We start from the raw sequence: 24,623 nt of genomic DNA on the forward strand, positions 1-24,623 counted from the left end.
TTTCACAAAATAAACTTAATGATGAGAGGAAGTTTTAATTATGTCAACTGTACTTTATATAACTGCCCATCCCGGCAGCGTTGAAGCATCTTACAGTCTTTCCGTCGGAGAGCAATTCGTTCAAGCTTACAAAGAAAGCAATCCGGGAGATCAAGTAGTCCATGTAGACTTGTATCGGCGCGACATTCCCCAAATTGACGTTGACGTATGGGAAGCCTGGGGAACCCTTCAAAATGGTGGTTCGTTTGATCAATTGACTGCCGCGCAGCAACTCAAATTAACTCAGTTGAATACATTGCTTGATGAATTCGTTGCTGCAGACAAGTATGTGTTCGTAACACCTATGTGGAACTTCTCTTACCCTCCGGTAATGAAGGCATACATTGATTCCTTCTGCGTCAGAGCCAAAACCTTCAAATACACAGAGAACGGTCCCGTTGGCCTGCTTGAAAACAAAAAAGCATTCCATATCCAGGCTACCGGCGGCATTTACTCGGAAGGACCTGTGGCGGACCGGGAGAACGGCAGCCGTCATTTGAAAACCGTCCTGAACTTCGTAGGCATCACCGATTTCGATAATCTGTTTATTGAAGGAGTGTCCACTGCAGGAGACCGCGCTCCACAAATCAAAGCCGAAGCGATCGAGAAAGCACGCATAGCCGCCAAAAACTTCTAAGACTACATTCAGATAACACGCTGAATATGCTTCGCAACATTTTGCCCATCCATCGCTCACCCGGTATACGAGCATTGGATGGGCATCCTCATGGAGGTGTTCATGGGCGTTCGAATCGAAGGCGTATTTGGTGAATTCAAGGAGGGGAAGAGCATGACAGAGCTTCAGGCACAAGCAGGGCTGAAAGCGGGGAAACGAGCGGGGGTGGCGGTCATATTGGGTGCTTTGGCTGCGCTCGCCCCGTTCTCCCTGGACATGTATTTGCCCGCGCTGCCGACATTAGCCAGCGATTTGCAGGCATCACCTGCCATGGCGCAGATTAGCTTGACTGCCTGCATGTTGGGACTCTCGTTCGGGCAATTGGCAGCCGGTCCGCTGAGCGATATGCACGGACGGCGCAGGCCGCTGCTTGTGGGGTTATTCCTGTATATCGCCGTATCCGTGTGGTGTACCTTAAGCGGGCCATCTGGTCATTTATCGCGTTGCGGTTTGTACAAGGTCTGTCTGGAAGCTTCGGCGTAGTGATTTCCCGGGCGGTGGCGCGGGACCTCTTTTCAGGGGCCGAATTGACCCGGTTTTTCTCACTCCTGATGCTGGTGAACGGGGCCGGTCCAATCTTTGCGCCGATTGCCGGCGGGCAGCTCCTGCGGGTGGCTTCCTGGCAGGGCGTATTCGTAGCGTTAAGTCTTATTGCTGCGATTCTGTTCGTTGCAGTCTTCACCACTCTGGAAGAGACATTGCCAGAGAAGGACAGAGTGAAGGGCGGCTGGAAGGAGACGATTGTTACGTTCCGAACCCTGCTTCGGGACCGGATCTTTATGGGTTACGCCTTATCACAAGGTTTCGTTCTGGCTGCGATGTTTGCGTATATTTCAGGCTCCACGTTCGTAATTCAAGACCTATTCGGTGCTTCGCCGCAATTGTTCAGCATTTTGTTCGCGCTGAATGGGGTTGGTTTGATCATCGCTGGGCAAGTTACGGGTAGGCTGTCCGGCAAAATAAGCGGGTATACACTTTTCGTCAGTGGAATTATGCTTGCAACCATTAGCAGCTTGGCGTTATTCGGGGTGTTATTGAGCGGTGGGGGGTTATACGCGGTATTAGTGCCGCTATTTTTCGTAGTATCCAGCGTCGGCGTCGTAACTACGACTGGCTTCTCCCTCGCGATGCAGAACTATGGACAAGCCGCCGGGAGCGCTTCCGCGCTGTTAGGCCTGATCTCATTCGTGCTGGACGGACTCGCTGCACCTCTTACCGGGATCGGAGGAGGTCAATCAGCCATCCCTATGGGAACGGTCATCGCGTTATCCAATATCGCCGCAGTCATCTGTTACCTCACGTTAATCCGAAGAAACCCGGCATCAGCAATTTCATCAAAGGGGGAATACAAATGAAAGTATCCTATCATGGACATTCTGTAGTAAAAATCGAAACAAACGGCACTACCATCCTGATTGATCCGTTCATTACAGGCAACGCAAATACCGATCTGGATGCGGCCAGTATACAAGCAGACGTAATCCTGTTAACCCACGGCCACGGAGATCATGTAGGGGATACGGTAGACATTGCGAAACGAAACAACGCATTGGTCATTGCCTCGGCAGAGCTGGCAGATGTGCTCGGATGGGAGGGAGTGAGAACCCATGCCATGAGTATCGGCGGGGCATACACCTTCGACTTTGGCAAAGTGAAGCTGACTCAGGCTTTCCATAGCTCTAGTTATGTTAACCCGGAGACCCGAACCATTATCTATACGGGAATGCCTACCGGAATTCTGTTCACCGCCGAAGGCAAAACAATATACCATGCAGGTGACACGGGCCTTTTTTACGACATGAAAGTGATTGGGGAACGCAATGACATTGACCTGGCTTTTCTCCCGATTGGCGACAACCATACGATGGGCCCGGAAGACGCGGCCGTAGCCACAGATTGGCTTCAAGCCAAACAAGTTGTGCCGATCCACTTCAATACGTTTCCGTACATTCAACAAGACCCCTATTACTTCGCCTCGCTCCTTGAGGATGGAGTAGGGGTCGTCCTTGAACCGGGAGAAGCTATCCATCTGTCATCCTAAACATCGATAAGACACCGGAGGGAAACATTTCACAGCCGTCGCTCTGTATGCTTGGGATGCTATCGGACAAGAATATAGTCCGGTTGAAGTCGCTATAATTATAGCGGCTTTTTTATGTTATCGGTACAACTTTTTGTTCCGAGTGCTGCAGGCGAACATGATGATCCGAACAGTGCTGATGGCATGGGGAATGCTAGCACCTTAAGGAGTTTGTAGCTATGGAACTATAGCGGTCAGGAGAGCCTAACCTCGGCAAGTGCTTCCGTACGGATCAGCTTATTACGTTTGCCACGGAAGAATACCGTTTGAATTCGGGTAAATCGAATGATGTAAAGGAATAAGCAAAAGAAATAATGGCTGCACAAGAAGTTACCGAGCAGCAAAAAATACAAACAAGGATTTAGTAGCGATTGCTTCCGGGGAGGGGGAAGCAATCGCTATGTTTATTTGCGGATTTTTTATTTTTTTGTCCTTCACATGTGTACAAAAAATAAAAAAGATGCTACATTGAAATTAGTCTAAACCCTTTTATAAAAAGGTTTTTCGTAGAATTACATGTCTCCTGTACGAGTACAAACGTATATCAAGGAGGGAATCGAATGTCAAGTCGAGCATTGGACCAATTTTTAAATTCGAACATCGAAAATCTAAAGACTAAAGGTCTATATAACGTCATCGATACGCTGCAGGGTGCAAATGGTCCTGTTATTCGTATCGACGGAAAGTCCCTAATCAATTTGTCCTCTAATAACTATTTGGGACTGGCAACAGATGACCGCCTGATTGATGCTTCAGTTAAGGCGGCGCAGACATATGGGGCAGGCGCAGGGGCTGTGAGAACAATTAATGGTACGATGGATCTTCATATTGAGCTTGAAGAAAAACTGGCCCGTTTCAAAAAAACGGAAGCCGTTATCGTGTATCAATCAGGATTTAACTGTAATATGGCTGCTATATCCGCGGTTATGGACCAGCATGATGCGATTTTATCCGATGAGCTGAACCACGCTTCAATTATTGATGGGTGCCGCCTGTCGAGAGCCAAGGTGATTCGCTTTAAGCATTCGGATATGAATGATTTAAGACAGCAGGCGAAAGAGGCCAAGGAATCCGGTCAGTACCATAAAATTATGGTCATCACCGACGGGGTTTTCTCCATGGATGGTGATATAGCAAAGCTGCCCGAAATCGTGAAAATAGCGGAAGAATTCGATCTGATTACTTATGTGGATGATGCCCACGGTTCGGGCGTTCTCGGAGCAGGTGCGGGAACCGTAAAGCATTTTGGATTGTCCGACCGCATTGACTTTCAAATTGGTACTCTTTCCAAGGCGATCGGCGTTGTCGGCGGTTATGTGGCGGGTAAAAAACAACTGATCGAATGGTTGAAGCTAAGAAGCCGTCCGTTTCTGTTCTCGACATCGCTACCTCCGGCTGCAATCGCTTCTTGTAGCGCTTCTGTCGACATTTTGATGAATGACAAAGAGCTGATCGAGAAGCTATGGGGGAACGGCAATCATTTGAAAAATGGCTTGAGCCGGCTTGGATATGATGTAGGCCAAAGCGAAACGCCGATCACACCTTGTATCATTGGCGATGAAGTAACCACCCAACAGTTCAGCAAACGGCTTTATGAAGAAGGCGTTTACGCCAAGGGAATCCTGTTTCCGACAGTTCCGAAAGGAACCGGTAGAATACGCAACATGCCGACAGCTGCCCATACCAAGGAGATGCTTGACCAGGTGATCTCCGTTTATGAGAAAGTTGGTAAGGAAATGAAGCTGATTTAGATGCATTCGCGGGAGTATATTTCGGGAGGAATGTCTTATGAAAAAGATATTGGTGACCGGAGCACTGGGCCAAATCGGTTCTGAGTTAGTTGTTAAATTGCGTGAGATTTATGGTGCGGATCACGTCGTTGCTACGGATCTCCGGTCATCAGCCCACGAAATTACCCGATCCGGACCATTCGAGCTGCTGGACGTGACGAATGATAAGGCGATGTTCGAAATCGCCAAGCGGTACGAAGTTGATACCGTCATTCATTTGGCTGCGCTGCTGTCGGCTACCGCAGAGGAGAAACCCCTGCTTGCCTGGAATTTGAATATGGGCGGATTGATGAATGCACTTGAAATATCCAGAGAGCTCGGCTGCAGATTGTTCACTCCAAGCTCCATTGGATCTTTTGGCCCTACGACTCCGAAATACAATACCCCGCAGGATACGATTCAGAGGCCCAATACGATGTACGGCGTGAGCAAAGTGTCCGGCGAACTGCTTTGTGATTATTATTTTCATAAATACGGCCTGGATACTAGGGGGCTACGATTCCCAGGTTTAATATCTTATATGACGCCTCCCGGCGGAGGAACGACGGATTACGCGGTGGAAATTTATTACGCAGCCGTGACGGCTGGCCGGTATACATCTTATATCGCCAAAGACTCAAGCATGGACATGATGTATATGCCGGATGCCCTGAATGCTATCATTGATTTAATGGAAGCGGATTCTTCCCGGTTGATTCACCGAAACTCATTTAATGTCACCGCAATGAGCATGGATCCGGAGGCGATCGCTGCAGCGATTCGGGAGGAGTTTCCCGGCTTTATCCTCGATTATGACGTTGATCCTAAGAGACAGGCGATAGCCGATAGCTGGCCGCATTCCATTGATGCGACGGCAGCGAAAACAGAATGGGGATTTCATGCACGCTACGACTTGAAGGCCATGACGAAGGATATGCTTTCACAGCTAAGCGAGAGACAAATGCTTCGCAAAGCTTAAAGTTATTATGAATTCGCTGTGCAAAACGAGTAGAAGTACAAAAGAAGCTGCATCAAGAGGAGGTTTGGCATTACCCGGACCTTTTGTTGCAGCTTCTTTTTTCATCCTCCATTTCCGTGAGGAGAAATAGTAGGGGCTGGAAGAATGTCGAGGGACAAGGACATATTCCCATTGAAGTCGCTGAACTTGACGGTTAAGCTGTCGGGTGAAATATAGCTTAATGATGCCCCGAAGACAGCCGACCACAAAGATCGGCTGCCTTCGTTGCGATAACGAGCCGATTAATTCAAATAAAAGACTTAACATAACATACTTGTTAAGTTTGTTCTCGGTTTAAGTGCTGGTTATACATTTCCTTGAACAGTAAAATCTAAATGTAACGTAAGAAATTCGCTTTAGGGGTGCAAACATGAAGATTGGTTCGATCATCAGAAAACTAAGGTTGAAAAGTGGTATTACCCAAGAGCAACTGTCCAATGCTCTAGCCGTTTCGGTTCAGACAATTTCAAGATGGGAGACATCCGCTAATTATCCTGACTTAGAAATGCTGCCCTTAATTGCAAGGTATTTCCGAGTTACAACAGACTATTTGTTAGGAATAGAAGGAGGAAATAATAACATGAAATTGCTTAAAACCGTTGAAACATTTGAAGTTCCTAGCCGGGAAGAAGCTGAATCGTTGGTAAAAAAATTCTCAAGCGAAAAATTCCCTGTATTGCTAGGTCATAGAATTACGGAAAATGATGATGGGGCGATTATTCTTGAGGTAGAAAAGAAGTTTGGCGTTAACCTTGAAGATATGCCATGGAAAGCTAACCAGGGTTAGCCCGATTGCCGATTTGATGTATATCTAAACATTGATCACATGCACTTAAAACTTCATTAAGTACAACAATACATGAAAATGTTCACATTGTTATGGACAACTGACACGATGAGAGGTTAAACACGGGTGGTCATGTATTAATAAAGGTGAAATATCAACTGAATCTGAGCAATACATCGTGCAGAACAATAAGCTCTGGTTAAAAGATGAGTACGCAAAATACCAGTAAACAAAGGATACATGCACCTAGCTTCCGGCACGTAAATAAGAAAGCCGAACCCTGTTCAAAAGACGGGTTCGGCTTTTGCTTATTCCCTACGACAGTTCAAAGCAAATAAACTAGTAGACTGCAGAATAATGTTTTATACCGAGTAAATAAAGTTATAGACTGATACGCCGGTTCGCGCAGCAGTTCCGCCATCCTAGTCCTCTCCGGATACGCGGGGCGCGGAGATCGGCAGCTGTCTACGACGGCTAACAGTTGCGGCCTTAAGCTCCCTCGGGCGAGTCCAATCCGGCACCTCCGAACAGGTTGAAATATTTAAAATTCATGTTGGCATCGAGCATTTATTTTTTAGGATACAGAAAGTAACATAGAAAATAAAGCGCTTACGAAATTCAGTTTCTAGCCTTAAACGGATTCAGGATTACAACCTTGGGAAGGGGATTGCACATGAAGAAAATGCAGGTATGGTTAGGGGTATGTCTTCTTGTTGTAGTGATGGCTCTGAGTGGCTGCAGTGGTATCGATTACCATGTGGGTGCCTTTCAGCGCTGCTTTATCTCAGGTCTCACGGTTGGCGGGGTGAAAGGTTAAAAGAAATCCCTCTATTGACGAAATGGATGTCGCAAGCTTCTGTCTTGTTTTTATTGCCTCTGCGTCGAACGAGAAGGTGGGGCATTCTATCATCATCTGAAGGGGTGCTAAACGATGTAAGTTCCACGTATGTGGAATAACGGTTATAGGATTCGATATCTTAACAAACGACTTAGAGATTCTACTTTAGACGAAAGCATGAACGTCATTTTTCGATTGATCGGTCAAAGGTATTTCGTGTAAGAAACTATACTTACCGGTTTTAAGAGAATTAAACCCCTAATGGATATGATCACATGTATACAGGAGGTTATAATGACAATGATTTCGAAGAAGTGGAAGCCGCTTATGATCGCGCTGCTCCTGGCTATTCCAAGTCTGCCGCTACAGGTTAGTGCTTTGCCTGAGGCTGCGGCTGCTGCAGTCAAGACCGCTATCTCCAATGCCAGCCTGTCGGCCAAAGTCGGCGACTTAGGCCAGATTGAAGAGCTCTATATCAACAACAATCCTACGAATAAACAGGGGGAGCCGATCAATTTCGTTCTGCCTAACACTACATCGCCGCAGAATGGTACCCAGCACCAATGGATGGGGGAAATGATCTTCTCCTACCGTACGGGTGCCAATGAACAATTCCCTGACAACAGGGACGGCTTTGTAGAAGTGGATACCAATAAAACATTGGCTGCCGGGGGATCTACACAATATTCAACGATTAATCCGGATAACCCCTACATCAACAAGACAGCATCAGCAGACGGCAAGAAGGTAGAAATCAACTTTATTGGACAGAATCTGGACTCTACAGACCAGCGGGTAATGAAGGGCTTCGATGTGAAATCCGTTTTTGATATGGAGACCGATGACGGTTCAATGCTTTGGGAGATTACGCTGAAGAACAAGAGCAATCAGTATATCGAATTCGGGGATATCGGCTTGCCCATGCCTTGGAACAACAAATACCAGACCTTATCCGATACCTATGATGACCGTGTGACGGTGCATAATTTCGCAGGTGCTGACAGTGGATATTCTTATGCCATCCGCACCAGTGGTGAGGGAAACTTCATGCTCTTCACTCCGGTGCCGGAGAGCGGCGCTCGAATCGAGTATGTGGATTATTGGATGCATGAGGCAGGAGAGCGGCGTGCTGCAGACACCTTTAAGAACTGGACAGGAGACAGTGGCGGCTGGTATCCGGGGCTGAACGTGCTCTATATCCACTCCAAAGAAATCCAGAAAACGGGACGCGGATACTTTACGGATGCTTCCAGCCTCGTCCTAGGCCCGGATGAGTCCAAGACGTATAAGTTCAAATTTTCAGCAGTCCGTGGAGGCGACAATACGCCGCAGGAGAGCGCCCAAAGCCCTAATAACAGTTCGACTTCAATGGAAGACCGTGAAGCCAATCTCCGGTCCATCCTGTATAAATCAGGCATGATTGATGCCGTAGCGGTGCCGGGCTTCCAGACAGCCATCAATATGCCTGTCAAGCTGGACCTGCACTATGACGACAGTATCGTTGATGTACAATCCATCGATATTCAAAATGTGGCAGAGAATGATCCGTTTGACGAAGCGCATATTCCGGATATCAAACCTGGGAAGAGCAGAAAGGAAATGGTTGACAACTCGCGGGCCGGACGTGGACTGCCTGACGGAAACCCCGGTTACAACGAGTCGGTTGAGTTTGTGGAGACCAAGATCGTAAATGGTGAACAGCATCATATCTATTCACTTCAGTTTGATTCGATCGGCAACAACAGCGTGCGTATCGAATATAAGCTGAAGGACGGCAACGAATGGGTAGATAAATTCACTCAATTTGAGTTCAATGTTCTGGCCGAGCTGGATACAATCTCGGATGCGCACTCCGAATTCATGGTTGAGCAAACACAGGATAACAACCCGGAAAGTCCAACTTACGGGAACTATTTCGACTGGTATCTTTCAAGCGGCATGGATCTCAACACAAACCACTGGGGAGATGACTGGAGCCATGACAACATTAATTTCATGACGATGAAGAACTATCTGGCTCCCAACCCCGATGAAATTCGATCTATCGAGACATACCTGATCGACTTCATGTGGGAACGATACATGAAGAATACTCAGGATAGCTATATCGTTGCGAACTGGCTGAAAGATTCTGGAGCGTACACCGACAAGGATAAGCCTTATACACGTACGTTCTCCGAAATCATGGAAGCTACCGGATTTTTCAACATGTACCGGATTCAGAAGGCTTATCCTAATCTGATCGAGTACCGGGAATCGCCTCAGTTTTATCTGGAGAAAGCTTATAACATCTACTATAAGCGCGTTTCCACCGGGGCCATCGGATTCTATGGCGAGCAGCAAATCCCGGATATGATTGAAGCACTGAAGGAAGAGGGGATGCAGACCGAGTCAGCCAATCTGCAGAAGAAGTTCGCCCTCGACAAGGGACGGAATATGACTAGAGCCACTTATCCTTACGGATCGGAATTTGAATATGACAATACTGGCGAAGAAGGGGCTTATGCCGCAGCGAAGGCTCTGCGCACGTACTATCCAGCAGACTCTCTTACAGGTGCAGCTGAGAAAAGTATGGAAATGGCCGATTGGAAAACACGTGCCATGCGCGGGATTCAGCCTACCTGGTTCCATTATTCCGTGCCCGTATTCCGCGGCGGTGAAGGCTGGTGGAATTTTCAATATACTGCGTCTTTAGCTGGATACATTATGGATGACTGGCTTAGGTATGAGAATGATGGCAGATCGGTGGAGCAGAAGGCAATTGCACAGCAGCGCAATTATGCCGCGAAGATTTCGAACTTTAACGCCGTCAATATGGGACAGATTTCGGCTAATTCCGTTGGCAGCACCTCTTGGAGATATTCGATGTATAAAGGAGGCACAGGCACGAAGGACGTATACGATGGTGGCTCACGCGTCATGAGTAACGGCTGGAACGATTTTTCAGGCGAATCGGAAGAAGGCCTCTATGGTTCCCTTCTCAGCATCAGCTCCGATATTGTTACAGATCCGATATTCGGGCTGTTCGGTTATGGAGCGCTGGTGAGTGACGAAGGAGACAGCTACAACATTACGCCGAAAGACGGCTTCGGCAAGCGGATCAATCTGATTGATGAGAAAATCTATTTGGAGCTGGAAAGCGATAAAATAGAAAGCGCGCAAATTCAAAAAGATGGTAACGGTTTTACACTTCAGCTCCTGAATCCATCAGGGAAAGAGCATACTTCACGGATTTTGTTCGATGGAGTGGGGATGGAGAACGGATACTATACCATGAAGCTGAATGGTGCAGCTGCCGGACAGTTCTATGTTCAGAACAATGAAGGCGTTGCCATGTTTCAGATGGGTAGCGTGCAGCGTGCTGAATTGATCATTGAAAAGTCAGCTGGCGGTGAAAATGAAGCTCCGCAAATTACTGCAGAGCTGGCGACACAACATCCACAGGCGTTGATTCCATTTATGCTGAATGGGATTGTAACCGATGATGGCGCGCCTGAAGGGACTCTGTCTTACCAATGGGAAGTGGTCAGCGCCCCGGATGGCGGCAAGCTCACCTTTACTCATCCGAAAGCAAGCATTACACAGGCTACGGGTACCAAAGAAGGCTCTTATACGGTTATGCTTAGCGCAAGTGATGGACAACTGACGGGCTCTAACCAAGTAAACTTCGAGCTGGCCTCACCGCCGGAGAAACAACCTCCAGCAATTGGCCAAGTGTCTGCGGTTCAGGATGTTGGCAATAACAGTATCGTGGTATTGTCCGGGGAGGCCATTCCCGATCCTGTGCATAGCGAGGAAGAAGAACCCCAGTTGAAGTACTCATGGGCCATTAAGCAAAAGCCCGAAGGTTCAGCGGACATTTCCTTTGTGGATGGTGACAAAACAGCGGCCTATGCACGTGTAAGCAAGGCAGGTACCTACACGTTTACCTTCAGTGCGGCAGACGGAGACAAGAAGGCCAGCAAGGATGTAACGATAGAGATCAAAGAAGATACCGTTGACGTTTACCGGGCACTCAGCGTTGTCACCAAGAAAGATATTGAACCAGAACTTCCTGGACAAATCCATATTTTGTCAGAGGACGGGTATCTGGAGCAGGAAATCACTTGGGATGCTATTGATCCAAGCTTCTATGCTAGTGCAGGCCAATTCGAAGCCAAAGGAAACGTTGTTGGCAGTGCTTTGGAGGTTCGGGCTACCGTCCATGTCGTGAATACTGAGCTGCAAAATGCGGCGCTGACAGCCAAGGCTTCCGCCAGCTTCTCTGGTGGCGACGGTTATCCGGAAGCGATGAATAACGGCATTGAACCTAAAAGCTCGGCAGATTTCTCTCCGAACCGAGGTGCCCCCAACAGTGCATGGCATAACTGGGGTAGAGAAGGAGATCCGGCATGGGTGACGTATGAATGGGATCAGCCATTCCTGGCCTCTTCTATGGATGTATATGTCTTCCAGGACGGCGGCGGGAACTTCCGTCCGAAGGATATGCAGCTTATGCTTCGCGGCGAAGATGGAAAATGGTACACCCCGCGGGACATAAAGGGATTGGGCAATGAACTTAATAAATACAATACGACTACCTTTGAGCCCGCCTATATTACAGGTGTTCGTATGGACATGAAGCCTTCCGTTAATGGCAGCGGTATTCTGGAATGGAAGGTATACGGCTATACCGGAGCGGTAGATAAGACAGAACTGATCAAGGTCTATAACTATGTAAATACATTAAATGCTTCGAACCTTGCAGATCCTGGCCTTGCGCCAATCGAAGCGGCGAAGACAGAAGCATCTGCTGTGATCAAGAATATGAATGCCACAGACGAAGAAGTTACCCTGGCGCTTGAGAAGCTGCTGATGGATTTGCGTCTGCTCAGTCCGAGAGACGGCAATATGGCCTTCCTCGCAAATGCTTCTTCCAGCTATACCTCTCCTTGGGAGAGTCTGGCTGCAGTAAACGACGGAAAGAAAGATGGCAACAACATTTCACATTGGGGAACCTGGGGTCATGAAGACGCAGAGGAGTGGGTGCAATATGAATGGCCGCAGGGTGCATCTATCCGGAGTTCGAATCTGGTGCTGTGGTCAGATGCCGGCGGAATCAAGCCGCCTACCCAAATTGTATATTCCTATATCCCGGCGGATAGCGCAACTGATGAATGGGTAACAGCGGGAACGGTTACGGAGGGAATCAAAGTGGTTGAACATACTCCGGCGGAATCCTCCAATCCGTACACGTTTGATCCGGTGATGAATGTAAAGGCACTGCGGGTAACCCTGACCAAGCAATCACAGGCAGGCGATAACGGTGTTGGCCTATGGGAATGGGAAGTTCTCCAGGCCGGATCCAGTCCTGATCGTGAGGCTCCAGTAACACCGGTCGGGGTGGCCCCGTCCGTTCTCCATGGAGATGACGGCAAATTGATCGGTGTGACAACAGAAATGGAGTATAAGAAGGAAGGCGAAGAAGAATATACAGCAATTGCAGGAATTGAGGTCACAGGTCTCACCGCCGGTAAATATTATGTCCGGTATATGAAGACTGGTTCGCTGAGTGCCAGCCCGGATAAGGAAGTCGTTATACCGGAAGGGCAGACACAGGAGCAGGCTGCACCCGATGCGAGTGGGTGGGTGATCTCACACGCCAATTCGGATACCGGTATAAAAGGCATAATTGAGGGTTTGGATGATACGATGGAATACCGGAAGCTGGGCGAAGAGGACTACACGCCTGTTACAGGTTCGAGTATTAGCGATCTGGAGCCCGGCAGTTATCAGATCCGGTATGCAGCCACAGACATCCTAAAGGCAAGCCCGCCGGTAACCGTGGACATTCGCAATGAAGCCAAGGCAGACAGAGAGGCACCAACAGCAGAAGGACTCGTCATTACACCGCCTACAGCGGCAGGCGGAAATGATGGCAGAATTGAAAATGTGACTGTTGATATGGAGTACCGGAGGACGGATCAAGGTGGTTACATGCCGGTTAGTGGAACCAGCATTGAAGGACTGGAGGCTGGCAGCTACGAGCTCCGGTACGCCGGAACGGATTTGAGCAATCCAAGTCCTGCGATCCTGATCGTTGTGCCTGACGGAACCAAGCAGGAGCAAAATCCCCCGTCCAATGCAGAGGTCAAGACTGTAAATGTCAGTGCATCTGGGGCCAAGGACGGCAAGATCACTGGTGTAAGTCCTGGAATGGAATACCGGCAAGTGGGTGGAGACGCTGGCAGCTGGAATGCGATCACAGGCACAGAGGTTACAGGTCTTGGTAATGGAGTCTACGAAGTAAGATATAAAGAAACGGCAACTCATTATGCGAGCCAATCCCTTACTGTCGTTATCAGCAATCCAGTCATCAATCCGAAGCCTACGGAAACACTGCCGTCAACGGATGCACCTGTGTCAGTCATCGCACCTTCACCGACTCCTGATAGCATAAGAGTCGAAGGGAATTTGATTAAGATTGTGGCACCAAAGACGGATACCAAAACCGGTAAAGCTAAAGGAGCACCCATCCGGCAGGAAGACCTTAATAAGGCTCTGGAGCATGTAAAGGCGAATAGCAGTAGTATTAAAACAATCATGGTGGACATTCCGAAAGCAGAGGGAGCCAATTCCTATGCGGTTGAGCTTCCTGCCGCTGCACTAACCGCAGAGCATGCCAACATCAAGATCGAGATTAACACGGAATTTGGAACCGTTACCGTACCTTCTAATATGCTGAAGTATACATCAGGTGCCAAGAGTGTAGAACTGTCACTAAGTCGGCTAGATACTGTAAAGCTTCATTCAGATGTAAAATCAGTGACAGCCAGCAGACCTGTTATTGCATTCGCTGTCCAATTAGATGGAGTAGAAACGGTAGCCCTGAATGCACCGGCTGAAATCAGAGTGCTTTATGCTCCTGATGTTGAAGAATTGGCCAATTCCAAATACCTTACAGTTTCGTACTTGGCTGCAAACAGTACGATTGTTCAGCTGCTGAATGGCAAATACGACAGTGCTCTACAAGCCATGGTTTTTCCAGCGGCAAACACAGGTGAATATGCAGTTGTTTATACGAAGAAGTTCTTCAATGATGTCATCAAGGATTCGTGGTACGCACCAGCGGTTGAAACCATGGCGTCCAAAGGATTCATCGAGGGGACATCAGCAACAAGTTTTAGTCCCGGACAAAAGGTCACAAGAGGTGAGTATCTAGCTTGGTTGGTAAGGACACTGGATCTCAAAGCAGAGTTCAACACCACCTTCAGTGATATAAAGCGAACAGACCTCTACTATGAGGAAATCGGAATCGCGAAAGCACTCGGGATCGCCCTGGGCTCGAACGGCAGCTTCTATTCGGAAACGGACATTGCTAGACAAGATTTGGCTGTGCTGACCATGCGGGCTTTGCGGGCAGTGGGCAAAACCGAGCAGACCCGTACAGCTGAGGATCTCAATAGATTTACAGATGCGGCAAATGTAGCAAAGTACGCAATTGATGACATGGATGCAATGGTCAAAATGGGTTTCATAAACGGGCGAAGCAATGTCATCTTGAGTCCTGACGGAACGACAACCAGAGCAGAAGCAGCTCAGGTTCTGTATAAGATTTTCTTGCAGCTATAATCAAAGAAACCGACCTTGATCCTGTTTTGTGCAGGACCAAGGTCGTCTTAAATTAGGAGAAGATTACATTATTAATCCGTCATTAACATGATAAACGGGTGTCGAGGGACAAGAATAATGTGGCATTTCTGATTTAATGTTTATCTAAACATTAGCAATTTGAAAAATCATACCTCATGCCAAAAGCGAATTACCATAAAATCTAGCTAAATAGACGGTTTATAACTTTTTTGAGCTGAGGATAAGTGTACATTGTACCATTGATCAGTCAAAAAACTAATTTTACCGAGATATCATTTAAGCTAACGGGCTGATGCTCACCATCCATCCCGGATGACTTTACTTTCAGAGGGGATTTGGCGTTTAGATGCATATGTTGCAGACAGACGGCGCGGGAAAGCGGATCATTACCGTGTTTCGGTATCTAACAATATTTTGTCACGGACGAATTTTCTTGTTCCTAAGCGGCCGGAAAAAGGCGCGGATATCCTCGGCCAACGCCTCGGGTTCTTCCAAGGCGGTAAAATGGCCTCCCCGGGGCATCGGAGTCCAGCGAGTAATATTCAGGCTGCGGGAAGCCCAAGCCTTGGGAGGCAGCATAATATCTGCCGGGAACAAGGCCAGCCCCGTCGGGACTTCTATACGGGCCAGCGGCGGCAATGTATTTGCATTTTCATAATACATCCGGGCTGATGAGCCTGCCGTGTTGGTAACCCAATAAATCATAATATGGGTAATCAGTTCATCCGAACTAAACGTGCTCAGGAGGTCGCCGCCGCAATCGCTCCAGGCCCGGAATTTCTCCATGAGCCAGGCCGCTAAACCTGCCGGAGAATCGGAAAGGCCGTATGCGAGCGTCTGCGGACGTGTCGATTGCAGCGTCATATAACCGCCTTCTTTGGCTATCCATTCTGCGGCGTTTTTTCTGTATTGGCGCTCTTCTTCGGAAAGTTTGTCCGGCTCCGGCGCAGCCATAAGATCCCGGATGATGCCGATATCCGTCAGGTGTATGCCAACTAACTGTCCGGGGTGGCTGGAAGCCAGGTAGCGGGTTACGCCGGAGCCGATATCGCCGCCGGCGGCACCAAACCGATCATAACCTAATTCCTCCGTCATGAGTTTAGCCCACATTTCGGCGACTCGAAAATTGTTTACGCCGGCATGCGCGGGACGGCCGGAGAAACCGAAGCCAGGTAACGAAGGGACGATGACATCAAAAGCATCCGCAGGGTCTCCTCCATAGCTGGCCGGATCGGTCAGCAGTGGGATGATTTTTTGATAACGCAGATAGCTGTCCGGCCACCCGTGGGTGAGAATTAAAGGCAAAGGTTCGGAACCTTTCCCGCGTTCATGGACGAAATGTACATCGATTCCGTCGATTTGACAGCGGTACTGGGACAGCCGGTTAAGGACCGATTCCTGGGCGCGCCAGTCATAATGGTCCTTCCAATACGAGATGAGCGATTTTAAAGCCTGCAGATTCGTCCCCCGTTCCCAATGGGAATTGGCGTTTTCCAGCTGATCCGGATAGCGGACACGGTGCAGCCTGTCTTGCAGGTCATCAAGGACTTCATCAGAGACATGAATGTGAAATCGTTCAACAGCCATAACGCTGCTCCTCCTTTTTCCTGTGGATTCACAACGCCATTATATCCTTCGTGCCGGCATGATACACTGTTATAAATGAAGCATTTAACTATACGATTTGATAGGTGGATGACCAAGATGCCTCAAATAGACCGATACAAAAACCGGACCGTGAACATAGAATTTGCTCCGGTGGAGAGTTTTACGGCACTGCCTTATCCTGAGCGGCTTACGCTGATTTTTATTACGTCCGGAAGCCTTCAAGGTACTCTCAACGAGCGACCTGTATCGATAAGCGCCCCCGGAATTCTTTGTCTGGCAGACGGGGATAAGGTGGAGATAACGGAAAAATGCAGCATTGCTGCCCAATCCTTCAGCTTTCATCTGGACTTTTTGAACTCGACTGTTCTTTCTGAAACAAAGTCGTTTCCGGCAGTGCCAAGGATTCATACAGGCCTTTCCCTATTTCAACGAGAGCAGGGTTGTTATGGTGCACCCCGTATAACCGAAACGGCTTATCCGCTGCTATTTGAATGGTTTTTTGTGCTGGGCACGGAGGTTCAAGCGCAAAGCGACTCCCTTTGGGTGTGCAGGATCAAAAGATACCTGATCCAGATTTTAGGCCTGCTCGAGGAATTGAATCAGCAGAGGGAGCACTCGCCCGTCGATGCCGTGCTGGATTACATCCATACGCATTACTCGCGAAAGATTGCCTTGCAGGAACTAACGGATTGCGCCCATTTGAACCGTGTATCGCTGAATAAACGGTTTCAGGAAAGGTGCGGAAATACGGCGATGGGTTACCTGATTGCCTATCGGTTAAAGGTTTCGCGTGACCTTCTGACCCATACCGATATGAGCCTGATTGAAATTGCCCGTGCCACGGGGTTTGAGTATGATACTTATTTCATCAAACAGTTTACGGCCAAGCTGGGGATGTCTCCGACCACCTACCGGCTGACCTCCCGCAAGCTGGCAGGAGATTTATAGACGAATGCCCTTAGGATCCCGGTGCCCAAAGCTTAGGAAGATGCAAGAATTCAGGGATAAGTAACAGCCGTCATCTTTTGTGGGAAGGATTCATTCTCGGAGCGTGTGATAACATACGGAAGAAGCATCCCAGGTCAATGGACCCTTTGGGATACTCCTTCCTTATGGGATTACGCTCTTGTTCCACCGTCCACCGGCAGAACTACGCCTGTTACGTAAGAGGCGCGATCGCTCAATAACCAGGCAGCCGCTTGTGCGATCTCATGAGGATCGGCAGGACGCCTAAGAGGCGTCACAGAGTTGCTTTTTTCGATTATATCTGGAACTTGTGCAACTAACCCCTCGATCATCTCGGTCATGGTGGTGCCAGGTGCAACAGCGTTTACGCGGATACCTGAAGGTCCGTATTCAATGGCAGCCGTCTCGGTCAGACTATTAACAGCCCGTTTGGCGGCTCCGTAGACAGACAACCCCGGATTACCTCTGAAGCTGCCGACGCTGCTGTTATTGACAATGGCACCGGTACCTGCAGTATCGATCATTGCCTTGATTTCCGCTTTCATTGCCACCCAGATTCCTTTATAATTTACAGCTTGAAGAAGGTCGAAATCCTCTTCTGAGACCTCTGTTAAGGGCGAAAGGGGAGCCCCGATTCCAGCATTATTGAATGCTATATCCAGGCGACCGTGACGCTCAACGGTCGTTTGAACCGCCCGTTCGATGCTGGCGGAATCGGCTAGATCGGCTACAATGTAATCGGCCTTACCGCCTTTCGCGATAATTTCCTCAACTCCAGAGCGTAGAGCTGCTTCTGTTCTTGCGACGAGAGTAACCGCCGCTCCTTCTTCGGCGAAGAGTTTGGCTGCCGCAGCTCCGATGCCGCGGCTGGCCCCTGTAACCAGAGCTACTTTATTGATAAGCATTCCCTGAGAGTTGTAATTTTTGTGCTGTGTTATTGATTGCATGGCCTGTCTCCTTTAAAGTCGGTAATGGTTTGAAATGTTTCAAATTGAATTGAAGCGATTTCTATGATTGAGTATAGTTTTCTAATACACTTTTAACGAGAGGTTGCTTAATCATAGGTTTCCGAGTAATAGGTTAGGAGGGATTGAGATGAACGATCGCGAGCGCCGTTCGGCTCTCGGTGATTTTTTGCGTAAACAGAGGTCAAGTCTTTCCCCAGAGGATGTGGGTTTGCCGACTGGGTCGCGCCGCCGGACAGCCGGATTACGCAGGGAAGAGGTCGCACAGCTGTCGAATATCGGCACATCCTGGTATATGTGGCTGGAGCAGGGACGTGATATCCGTCCGTCAGTACAAGTGTTGGAAAGCCTAGCTGCGGCTCTAAAGCTTAATCCCAATGAACGACGCCATCTTTTTTTTCTTGCAGGAGAATCACTTCCTCCATACTTGTCTCCTCATAAAGAAAGTATCGGGTCAGCATTTCAAAGGATGCTGGATGACCTTACTCCGAATCCTGCATATATTCTGGGGAGACGCTGGGATTTTGTGGCCTGGAATGATGCTGCAAATGAAGTTTTCTCTATTTCCTCGGCAGCACCGCCTCATGAATTCAATTTAATCTGGCGGTTTTTCACGGACCCGGCATGGAAAGAGCGCTTTAAAAATTTCGATCAAAAGGCTACGGGAATGATTGCTGAATTCCACACGGCATCAGCCCGATATGTTGAAGATTCGTCGTTTGCCGAATTAATAGAAGATCTTAAACGAATAAATCCGGAATTTGACCGGCTATGGCTGCAGCATGAAACTCCCGGCTCTCTTGAAGGATTTAAAGAGGTGGAGCATCCCTACATGGGGCACCTGGAGTTTGATCATATTACCCTTCAAATCCCCAATGATCCTGATATGAGAGTGATGATTTACATGCCTCTACCAGCAACAAGATCAAAGCTGGAAAAATATTTGGCAAAGGGATCACCTGCAAAAGAAAGTAAGGGATAACATCATTATCCTAAACGCGGGGACTTTCGATGTGGGAGTTTTATAATGTCGAGGGACAAGAACATGAGCCGATTACCGATTAGATAAGTATATGATTGGATTTTTATACAATTTAATCAAGCTAACAGGCAGGATGTGTTACGAACTTTAAAATTATTTTACAGGTTATAAACCCATATATTGCTAAAATATAGGTGGTGATTGGTTACGCAGTAATGATAGCAAATTGTTCGGCTCATTACCCACAGATAAAATCCTGTGGATAGTGGAGTGAACGGTAGCCCGTAAAGCTACGGGAAATGGTCGGGTCACAAAAACATAGTAACAATAGAAGCTGCTGATTATGCGGCTTTTTATATTTATGTTATCAAGTTCTAGTCAAAACACAATGAACAAGAACATGGCTAAATTCCCGATATGATTTCGTCGAGGCAGCAGACGCCTTTTTAGAGAGGTCCATTTGGCAGTTGTTAAAGCCCGTAGATACAGGTAGAAATGCCGTTTTCTCTTTTTGATTGGATTATCACTCCTTAGTATGTGATTGGATAGGGCTCGTCTTCATGATTCATTCCGGCAGTCCTAGTTATGAGCGAAGGGCTTGATTTCCCACAGTATGGCTGATCACTTCTTTGAAGGGCGTGTCATATGACATTTTGACACTGTTGTACATAACAACGAGTGCAGTAGGATACAGAAGAGAGTTCTGGGAACTAGAATATATCTCATCAAACCAAATCACGTATTTAAGGAGAGGTTTTTATGAAAAAGAAAATGGGTATCGCAATTGCTGCTTCGATGATCACACTGGCTGGTTTTACAGGAAATATTCATGCAGCTTCGAAAGTGGGTGCTTCTCTTATAGCTCCCTACAACTCAAATCAAAAAGCCGAGCAGATTAAATGGTTAGAAAAGCATGCCATGCCACTAAAGTCAACGAATCCAACAGCATCTCTTCAGGATTTAAAACCGCTTAAGGATATGATCGGATCAGCTACAATTGTTGGTTTAGGCGAAGCGACGCATGGAGCTCACGAAGTTTTTACCATGAAGCATCGCATTGTTAATTATTTGACAGCTGAAATGGGCTTTAAGGCTTTAGTATTAGAAGAGGGATGGGACAGAGCATTGGGACTCGATCGCTATGTTCTTACGGGCAAAGGGGACCCAAGCCAATATCTAAGTCCTGTATTTAACACAAAAGAAATCATAGATCTGCTTCAATGGATACGCCATTATAATGCTGATCCAAAGCATAAATCCAAAATACGGATCATCGGGATGGATATACAAACCGTGAACGAGAGTGTTTATAACAATATCCTAGCGTATGTAAAGAAATACGATCCGAAACTTGTCACTCGTTTCGAACAAAAGATGAAAGGCCTTATTCCTGTAACCAAGGATTTAGATACGTTTGGCGGTCTTAAGAAAGAAACGAAAGCACGGTATGTTTCAGATGCGAAACAAATCAGCGCTTTATTAGAGCAAAATAAAAATAAACTGAATGGAAAATCCCCAGAGTTCGCATGGATCAAACAAAATGCCCGTATTATCGAGCAATTTACGACAATGACAGCCGCATATCCTGATAACCTGGAAGACTTTTATTTGAAACACGATATTGCCATGTATGAGAATGCGAAATGGACAGAAGAACATATAGGAAAAACAATCGTGTGGGGCCATAATGGGCACGTGTCGAAAACAAATATGCTCCCTTTCGTATACCCTAAAATGGCTGGGCAGCACTTAGCAGAACATTATGGAAAACGGTATGTAACCATTGGAACATCTGTTTTCGAGGGACGTTACAATGTTTATAACACAAGCCAACAATTCGGGCCCTATGGAATCTTAAAATTAGATGACCCGAATAGTTTCAACTATACCTTTGGACAAGTAAAATACGACCAGTACTTTGTTGATTTACGTAAGGCAAGCGGAGTGACTAAAACTTGGCTAAACGAGCAACATCCCATTTTTGCCGGAGTAACAACGGTAGGTCCAGATATCCCAACGACTGTTGATGTATCATTAGGTAAAACATTTGACATCCTCGTTCACATTCAGAAAGTGAAGCCATCTCAACTGAATCAATAAAATCTTAATTATGTATGCTTAAAAGTCGCTTAGATGCGGCTTTTTTGTTTTAACGATCCATGTTTGTCAAAAACCGATAGACTTGAAGGTTTCTTTGCAGGATCTGGAATTCCGAGTTCCGAGTTCTTTCTGTACCTTATTTTTTCAAAACATATTAGTGAAAACATCAGAGCGCTTATGAGCGTCAGGGATCCATCTGGTCTAAATGCCATATATAAATTATGCGGATTGTAGAGGAACATCTGGAGTATATGGCTCCATGATATGGACTGCTGCTTTGGCATAGTGCTTAATTACTTTTTTTCCTGTAGTATTGTAAGAGAATAGTTGCGGATTGTACCTGTATCACTGGCACACAGGGGTCATCCTGAGTTTGAACAATTCTACTGTGCAGTTGGTTATGACTGTAGCTCACAATCCGTTCATTTTATGTCATATGACATTTTGACACTGGCAGATTTGACATCAAGAGCAGTAGGATACGTTTACTACTTGCAAAGGATGTGAGCTCTTTGATGGCAAGAACCGTCGCCTGTTATGTTCAAAACGGCTATTTCCTGCTGTTTACTTTCGTCACCGGCTTGTTTTACTTCTGCTTTTATCTGGTTGCCATTATTCTAGGTTTGAGTCTTTCGTTTACTGTCGTGGGCGTTCCTCTCCTGGCTAACGTTTTGCGAACGACAACTGTCTTCCTGCAATTCGAACGAGTACAAACCAAGATCTATATGGATATCACCACCGAGCCTTGTGTTAAAGCCGTCAACCCGAAAGTGTCCAACTGGCTCCAAGCGAAAAAGGAGCTGCTGAACCGACGCAACTGGAACGCGATTGGCTGGCTGATGTTGAAGTTTCCGGTAGGGATTTTAAGTCTGGTCAGTGCGGCCTTACTCTATGTGGCGCCGCCTGTATTGATTGCGGTCCCGTTTCTCTATCCGTTTATCAGCCTTTCCATTATGGGTGCGACGGTAGACACGTTTGCCAAAGCTATGATGGTATCGGCGACAGGGGTCGTATTGTTGATGGTGAGCTACTGGCTTGCGGACCGCTTGGCGCGCTGGATAGGCGGCTACACGCGTCTCATGATCAAGCATGTGAACCGGTAGATGAATGCCCCGCTTCGCCTCGTAGGTCGTCGGAGGATAGTTTACTCTATAGCAGTTTACTCTATAGCAATTTACTTTATAATAGTTACGTAATGTCACACTGAAAGTCTTTAGGGGATGATGGTTTTGTTCGATATAGTCAAGCAATGGTACTGGTACGACTGGTTCATGTTTATAATCCGCCTGATATCCAGCATTTCTCTCGTGTTTACGACAATAAGTCTGCAACAATATTTCACGCTGCCGATTATGGTCCTTGTCCTATGGCAGCTGATTGCTTTTTCCGTTCCATGGCTTTGCTTGCAGCTCAATTATAAATACTACTTGTTTACCGAAATTGTGATCTCGGGCGGGTTGTGTTTGTATCTGGCTTCATTTTTTCCCCAAGCCTACTTAGCATTCCTGCTGTATGCATTTTTCATTGCTGCCCATAGCGCGCATAGGGCCTATCTCTGGTCAGGACCTGTATCCATATTGCTCCTGCCCGCCATAATCAAGCAGCTTGCAGAGCAGAGTGAATACTGGCTCATGGCCGTTCACATAGGGATGGCATATATCTTCGGATTCTCCTTCCATTTACTCGCGCTCAATCATCGTCAAGGCGAAACGATTCGCGAGCAAAATGCGGTGTTGGAGCAGTACCTGTCCCAAATCGAGCGTATTACGCTTGCCGAAGAACGGAGCCGGCTGTCCAAAGAGCTTCATGATACCGTCGGTCATTCCTACACTTCGCTCATTATGGGACTGGAAACGTTGCGTCCTCAGATGGCAACGAATACAGGAACCGAAAGTCTGGATTCTCTATTGAACCTGGCCCGCCAAAATATGGAGGAGGTCAGAGGTTACGTGCATCAAATCGAATCGCCGCATGAGACTCTCCCGCTGCTTCAGTCTTTGAGGAAGCTGGCGGAGGAGTTTCAGGAACATGCCAAGGTATCGGTTACTTTCCATGCCTACGGGGAGGAATACCCTGTAATGAAGCAAGCGAAGACAGCGCTCTACCGCTGCCTGCAAGAGTCGTTGACGAATGCCGTGCGCCATGGACACTCGACAGAGATTAAGGTTTCCGTGCATTTCGAGCCCCAGCAGACGAGATTGGAAATTCATGATAACGGCCGCGGGATGGAGCATGGAAGGGAGGGCTTTGGCCTCAGCGCCATGAAGGAGCGGGCAATGATTTTGCAAGGCCATGTTGCCGTCTATACGGAGCGGGGAGAAGGCACTCTCGTTACCTGCACGCTACCCAGACAAACGGAGCTTAAGGATGATGTCATCCGCCTGTTGGTCGTCGATGACCATCCCGTTATCCGTGAAAGCTTGCGGACTTTGCTGGAGGAACAGCAGGATTTTCAGGTTGTCGGGACGGCGGAGGATGGCGAGCAAGCGATCGAGCTGTGCAGGCAAGTTAGGCCGCAACTGGTGCTTATGGATGTTGAAATGCCGAATGTGGATGGAATCTCCGCATCCCGTACGATAAAAGAATCGTGGCCCAACATCCGGATTCTGATTCTCACCACGTTCGAGGATACCAAACAGGCTATGGAGGCAATGCGAAGCGGGGTGGATGGATACCTATTGAAGTCCATGCAGCCGTTAGAGCTGGCTGAAACGATTCGCACCGTCCACCGCGGGGGCATGCTGATCGATCAGGGCATGTCACACAAATTATTTGCCCAACTGGAAGCGGACAAAAGCGTCGATGACCATTCGTCAATCAAAGTCTCCTCGGCCTATGATTTAACACCGCGGGAACTTGAAATTTTACAGTTCGTGTCCAAAGGGCTGCGATATAAAAGCATTGCTTCCAAATTGTATTTATCCGATGGTACGGTTCGAAACTATGCGTCATCGGCTTGTTTGAAGCTGGGAGTCCGCAACCGTGAGGAAGCGGTGCTGAAAGCCAGGGAGGCTGGGCTTCTGGAATAACCCCAAGTTATGTATCCATTTTTCATAAGCTAACGGGCAGAATTACGCACTAACCGTGTTTCTCCGCCGATATGAGAAAAAACATCGAGAAACCAATTGTTTTCCATGGTACAATGAACGCCGTGAAAGTGCAC

The 24,623-nt window shown here is 47.6% G+C and carries 13 protein-coding genes and 1 pseudogene; 12 read left to right on the plus strand and 2 right to left on the minus strand.

Translation table 11 applies throughout. The features are described 5' to 3' along the window. Positions 1-40: 40 nt before the first annotated feature. The 7 genes and pseudogenes from L6H98_RS03210 (at position 41) to L6H98_RS03240 (ending at position 14,818) form a co-directional block, all read left to right on the plus strand. Positions 41-676 carry an FMN-dependent NADH-azoreductase gene (locus L6H98_RS03210; RefSeq protein WP_236412794.1) on the plus strand — a complete coding sequence of 212 codons (636 nt, stop codon included), beginning with the start codon at positions 41-43 and terminating at the stop codon, positions 674-676. A gap of 153 nt (positions 677-829) precedes the next feature. After that, a pseudogene (locus tag L6H98_RS03215) lies at positions 830-2,070 on the plus strand (multidrug effflux MFS transporter). Beyond that, positions 2,067-2,756: a metal-dependent hydrolase gene (locus L6H98_RS03220; RefSeq protein ID WP_236412795.1), complete on the plus strand. Its 690-nt coding sequence runs from the start codon at positions 2,067-2,069 to the stop codon at positions 2,754-2,756. The pseudogene L6H98_RS03215 and the gene L6H98_RS03220 overlap by 4 nt, the downstream one beginning before the upstream one ends. Positions 2,757-3,355: 599 nt before the next feature. Beyond that, on the plus strand, positions 3,356-4,546 hold the full coding sequence (locus L6H98_RS03225; RefSeq protein WP_236412796.1) for a glycine C-acetyltransferase: 1,191 nt from the start codon (positions 3,356-3,358) through the stop codon (positions 4,544-4,546). Between the two features lie 37 nt (positions 4,547-4,583). Further along, entirely contained in the window at positions 4,584-5,543 is a 960-nt protein-coding gene (locus L6H98_RS03230; protein WP_236412797.1) for an L-threonine 3-dehydrogenase, read from the plus strand. A gap of 409 nt (positions 5,544-5,952) precedes the next feature. Then, positions 5,953-6,369 (plus strand): helix-turn-helix transcriptional regulator, encoded by a 417-nt coding sequence (locus L6H98_RS03235; protein WP_236412798.1) that lies wholly within the window; start codon positions 5,953-5,955, stop codon positions 6,367-6,369. A gap of 1,165 nt (positions 6,370-7,534) precedes the next feature. After that, positions 7,535-14,818: a DUF5695 domain-containing protein gene (locus L6H98_RS03240; RefSeq protein ID WP_236412799.1), complete on the plus strand. Its 7,284-nt coding sequence runs from the start codon at positions 7,535-7,537 to the stop codon at positions 14,816-14,818. A 438-nt stretch (positions 14,819-15,256) separates the two neighbouring features. Here the strand turns inward: L6H98_RS03240 and L6H98_RS03245 are convergent, their stop codons facing one another. Then, entirely contained in the window at positions 15,257-16,426 is a 1,170-nt protein-coding gene (locus tag L6H98_RS03245) for an epoxide hydrolase family protein (RefSeq protein ID WP_236412800.1), read from the minus strand. Between the two features lie 117 nt (positions 16,427-16,543). On the opposite strand from L6H98_RS03245, the gene L6H98_RS03250 reads away from it, so the two are divergent. Further along, positions 16,544-17,395, plus strand: coding sequence for an AraC family transcriptional regulator (locus L6H98_RS03250; protein WP_236412801.1), 852 nt, complete (start codon positions 16,544-16,546; stop codon positions 17,393-17,395). Positions 17,396-17,565: 170 nt separating this feature from the next. On the opposite strand, the gene L6H98_RS03255 is transcribed toward L6H98_RS03250, so the two are convergent. Further along, positions 17,566-18,360, minus strand: a complete 795-nt coding sequence (locus L6H98_RS03255) for an SDR family NAD(P)-dependent oxidoreductase (protein ID WP_236412803.1) — start codon at positions 18,358-18,360, stop codon at positions 17,566-17,568. 148 nt (positions 18,361-18,508) lie between these two features. Here L6H98_RS03255 and L6H98_RS03260 point away from each other — a divergent pair, with 148 nt between their 5' ends. From L6H98_RS03260 to L6H98_RS03275, 4 genes are all read left to right on the plus strand, one after another. Beyond that, positions 18,509-19,360 carry a helix-turn-helix transcriptional regulator gene (locus L6H98_RS03260; protein WP_236412805.1) on the plus strand — a complete coding sequence of 284 codons (852 nt, stop codon included), beginning with the start codon at positions 18,509-18,511 and terminating at the stop codon, positions 19,358-19,360. Positions 19,361-20,119: 759 nt separating this feature from the next. Beyond that, complete coding sequence (locus L6H98_RS03265) at positions 20,120-21,460, plus strand: erythromycin esterase family protein (RefSeq protein ID WP_236412807.1); 1,341 nt, start codon at positions 20,120-20,122, stop codon at positions 21,458-21,460. A 515-nt stretch (positions 21,461-21,975) separates the two neighbouring features. Then, positions 21,976-22,563 carry a sensor domain-containing protein gene (locus tag L6H98_RS03270; RefSeq protein WP_236412808.1) on the plus strand — a complete coding sequence of 196 codons (588 nt, stop codon included), beginning with the start codon at positions 21,976-21,978 and terminating at the stop codon, positions 22,561-22,563. Between the two features lie 120 nt (positions 22,564-22,683). Further along, positions 22,684-24,489, plus strand: a complete 1,806-nt coding sequence (locus L6H98_RS03275) for a hybrid sensor histidine kinase/response regulator transcription factor (protein WP_236412969.1) — start codon at positions 22,684-22,686, stop codon at positions 24,487-24,489. The last annotated feature ends 134 nt before the right edge of the window (positions 24,490-24,623 follow it).

Source organism: Paenibacillus sp. JJ-223 (assembly GCF_927798175.1).
GTDB lineage: Bacteria > Bacillota > Bacilli > Paenibacillales > Paenibacillaceae > Paenibacillus > Paenibacillus hubeiensis.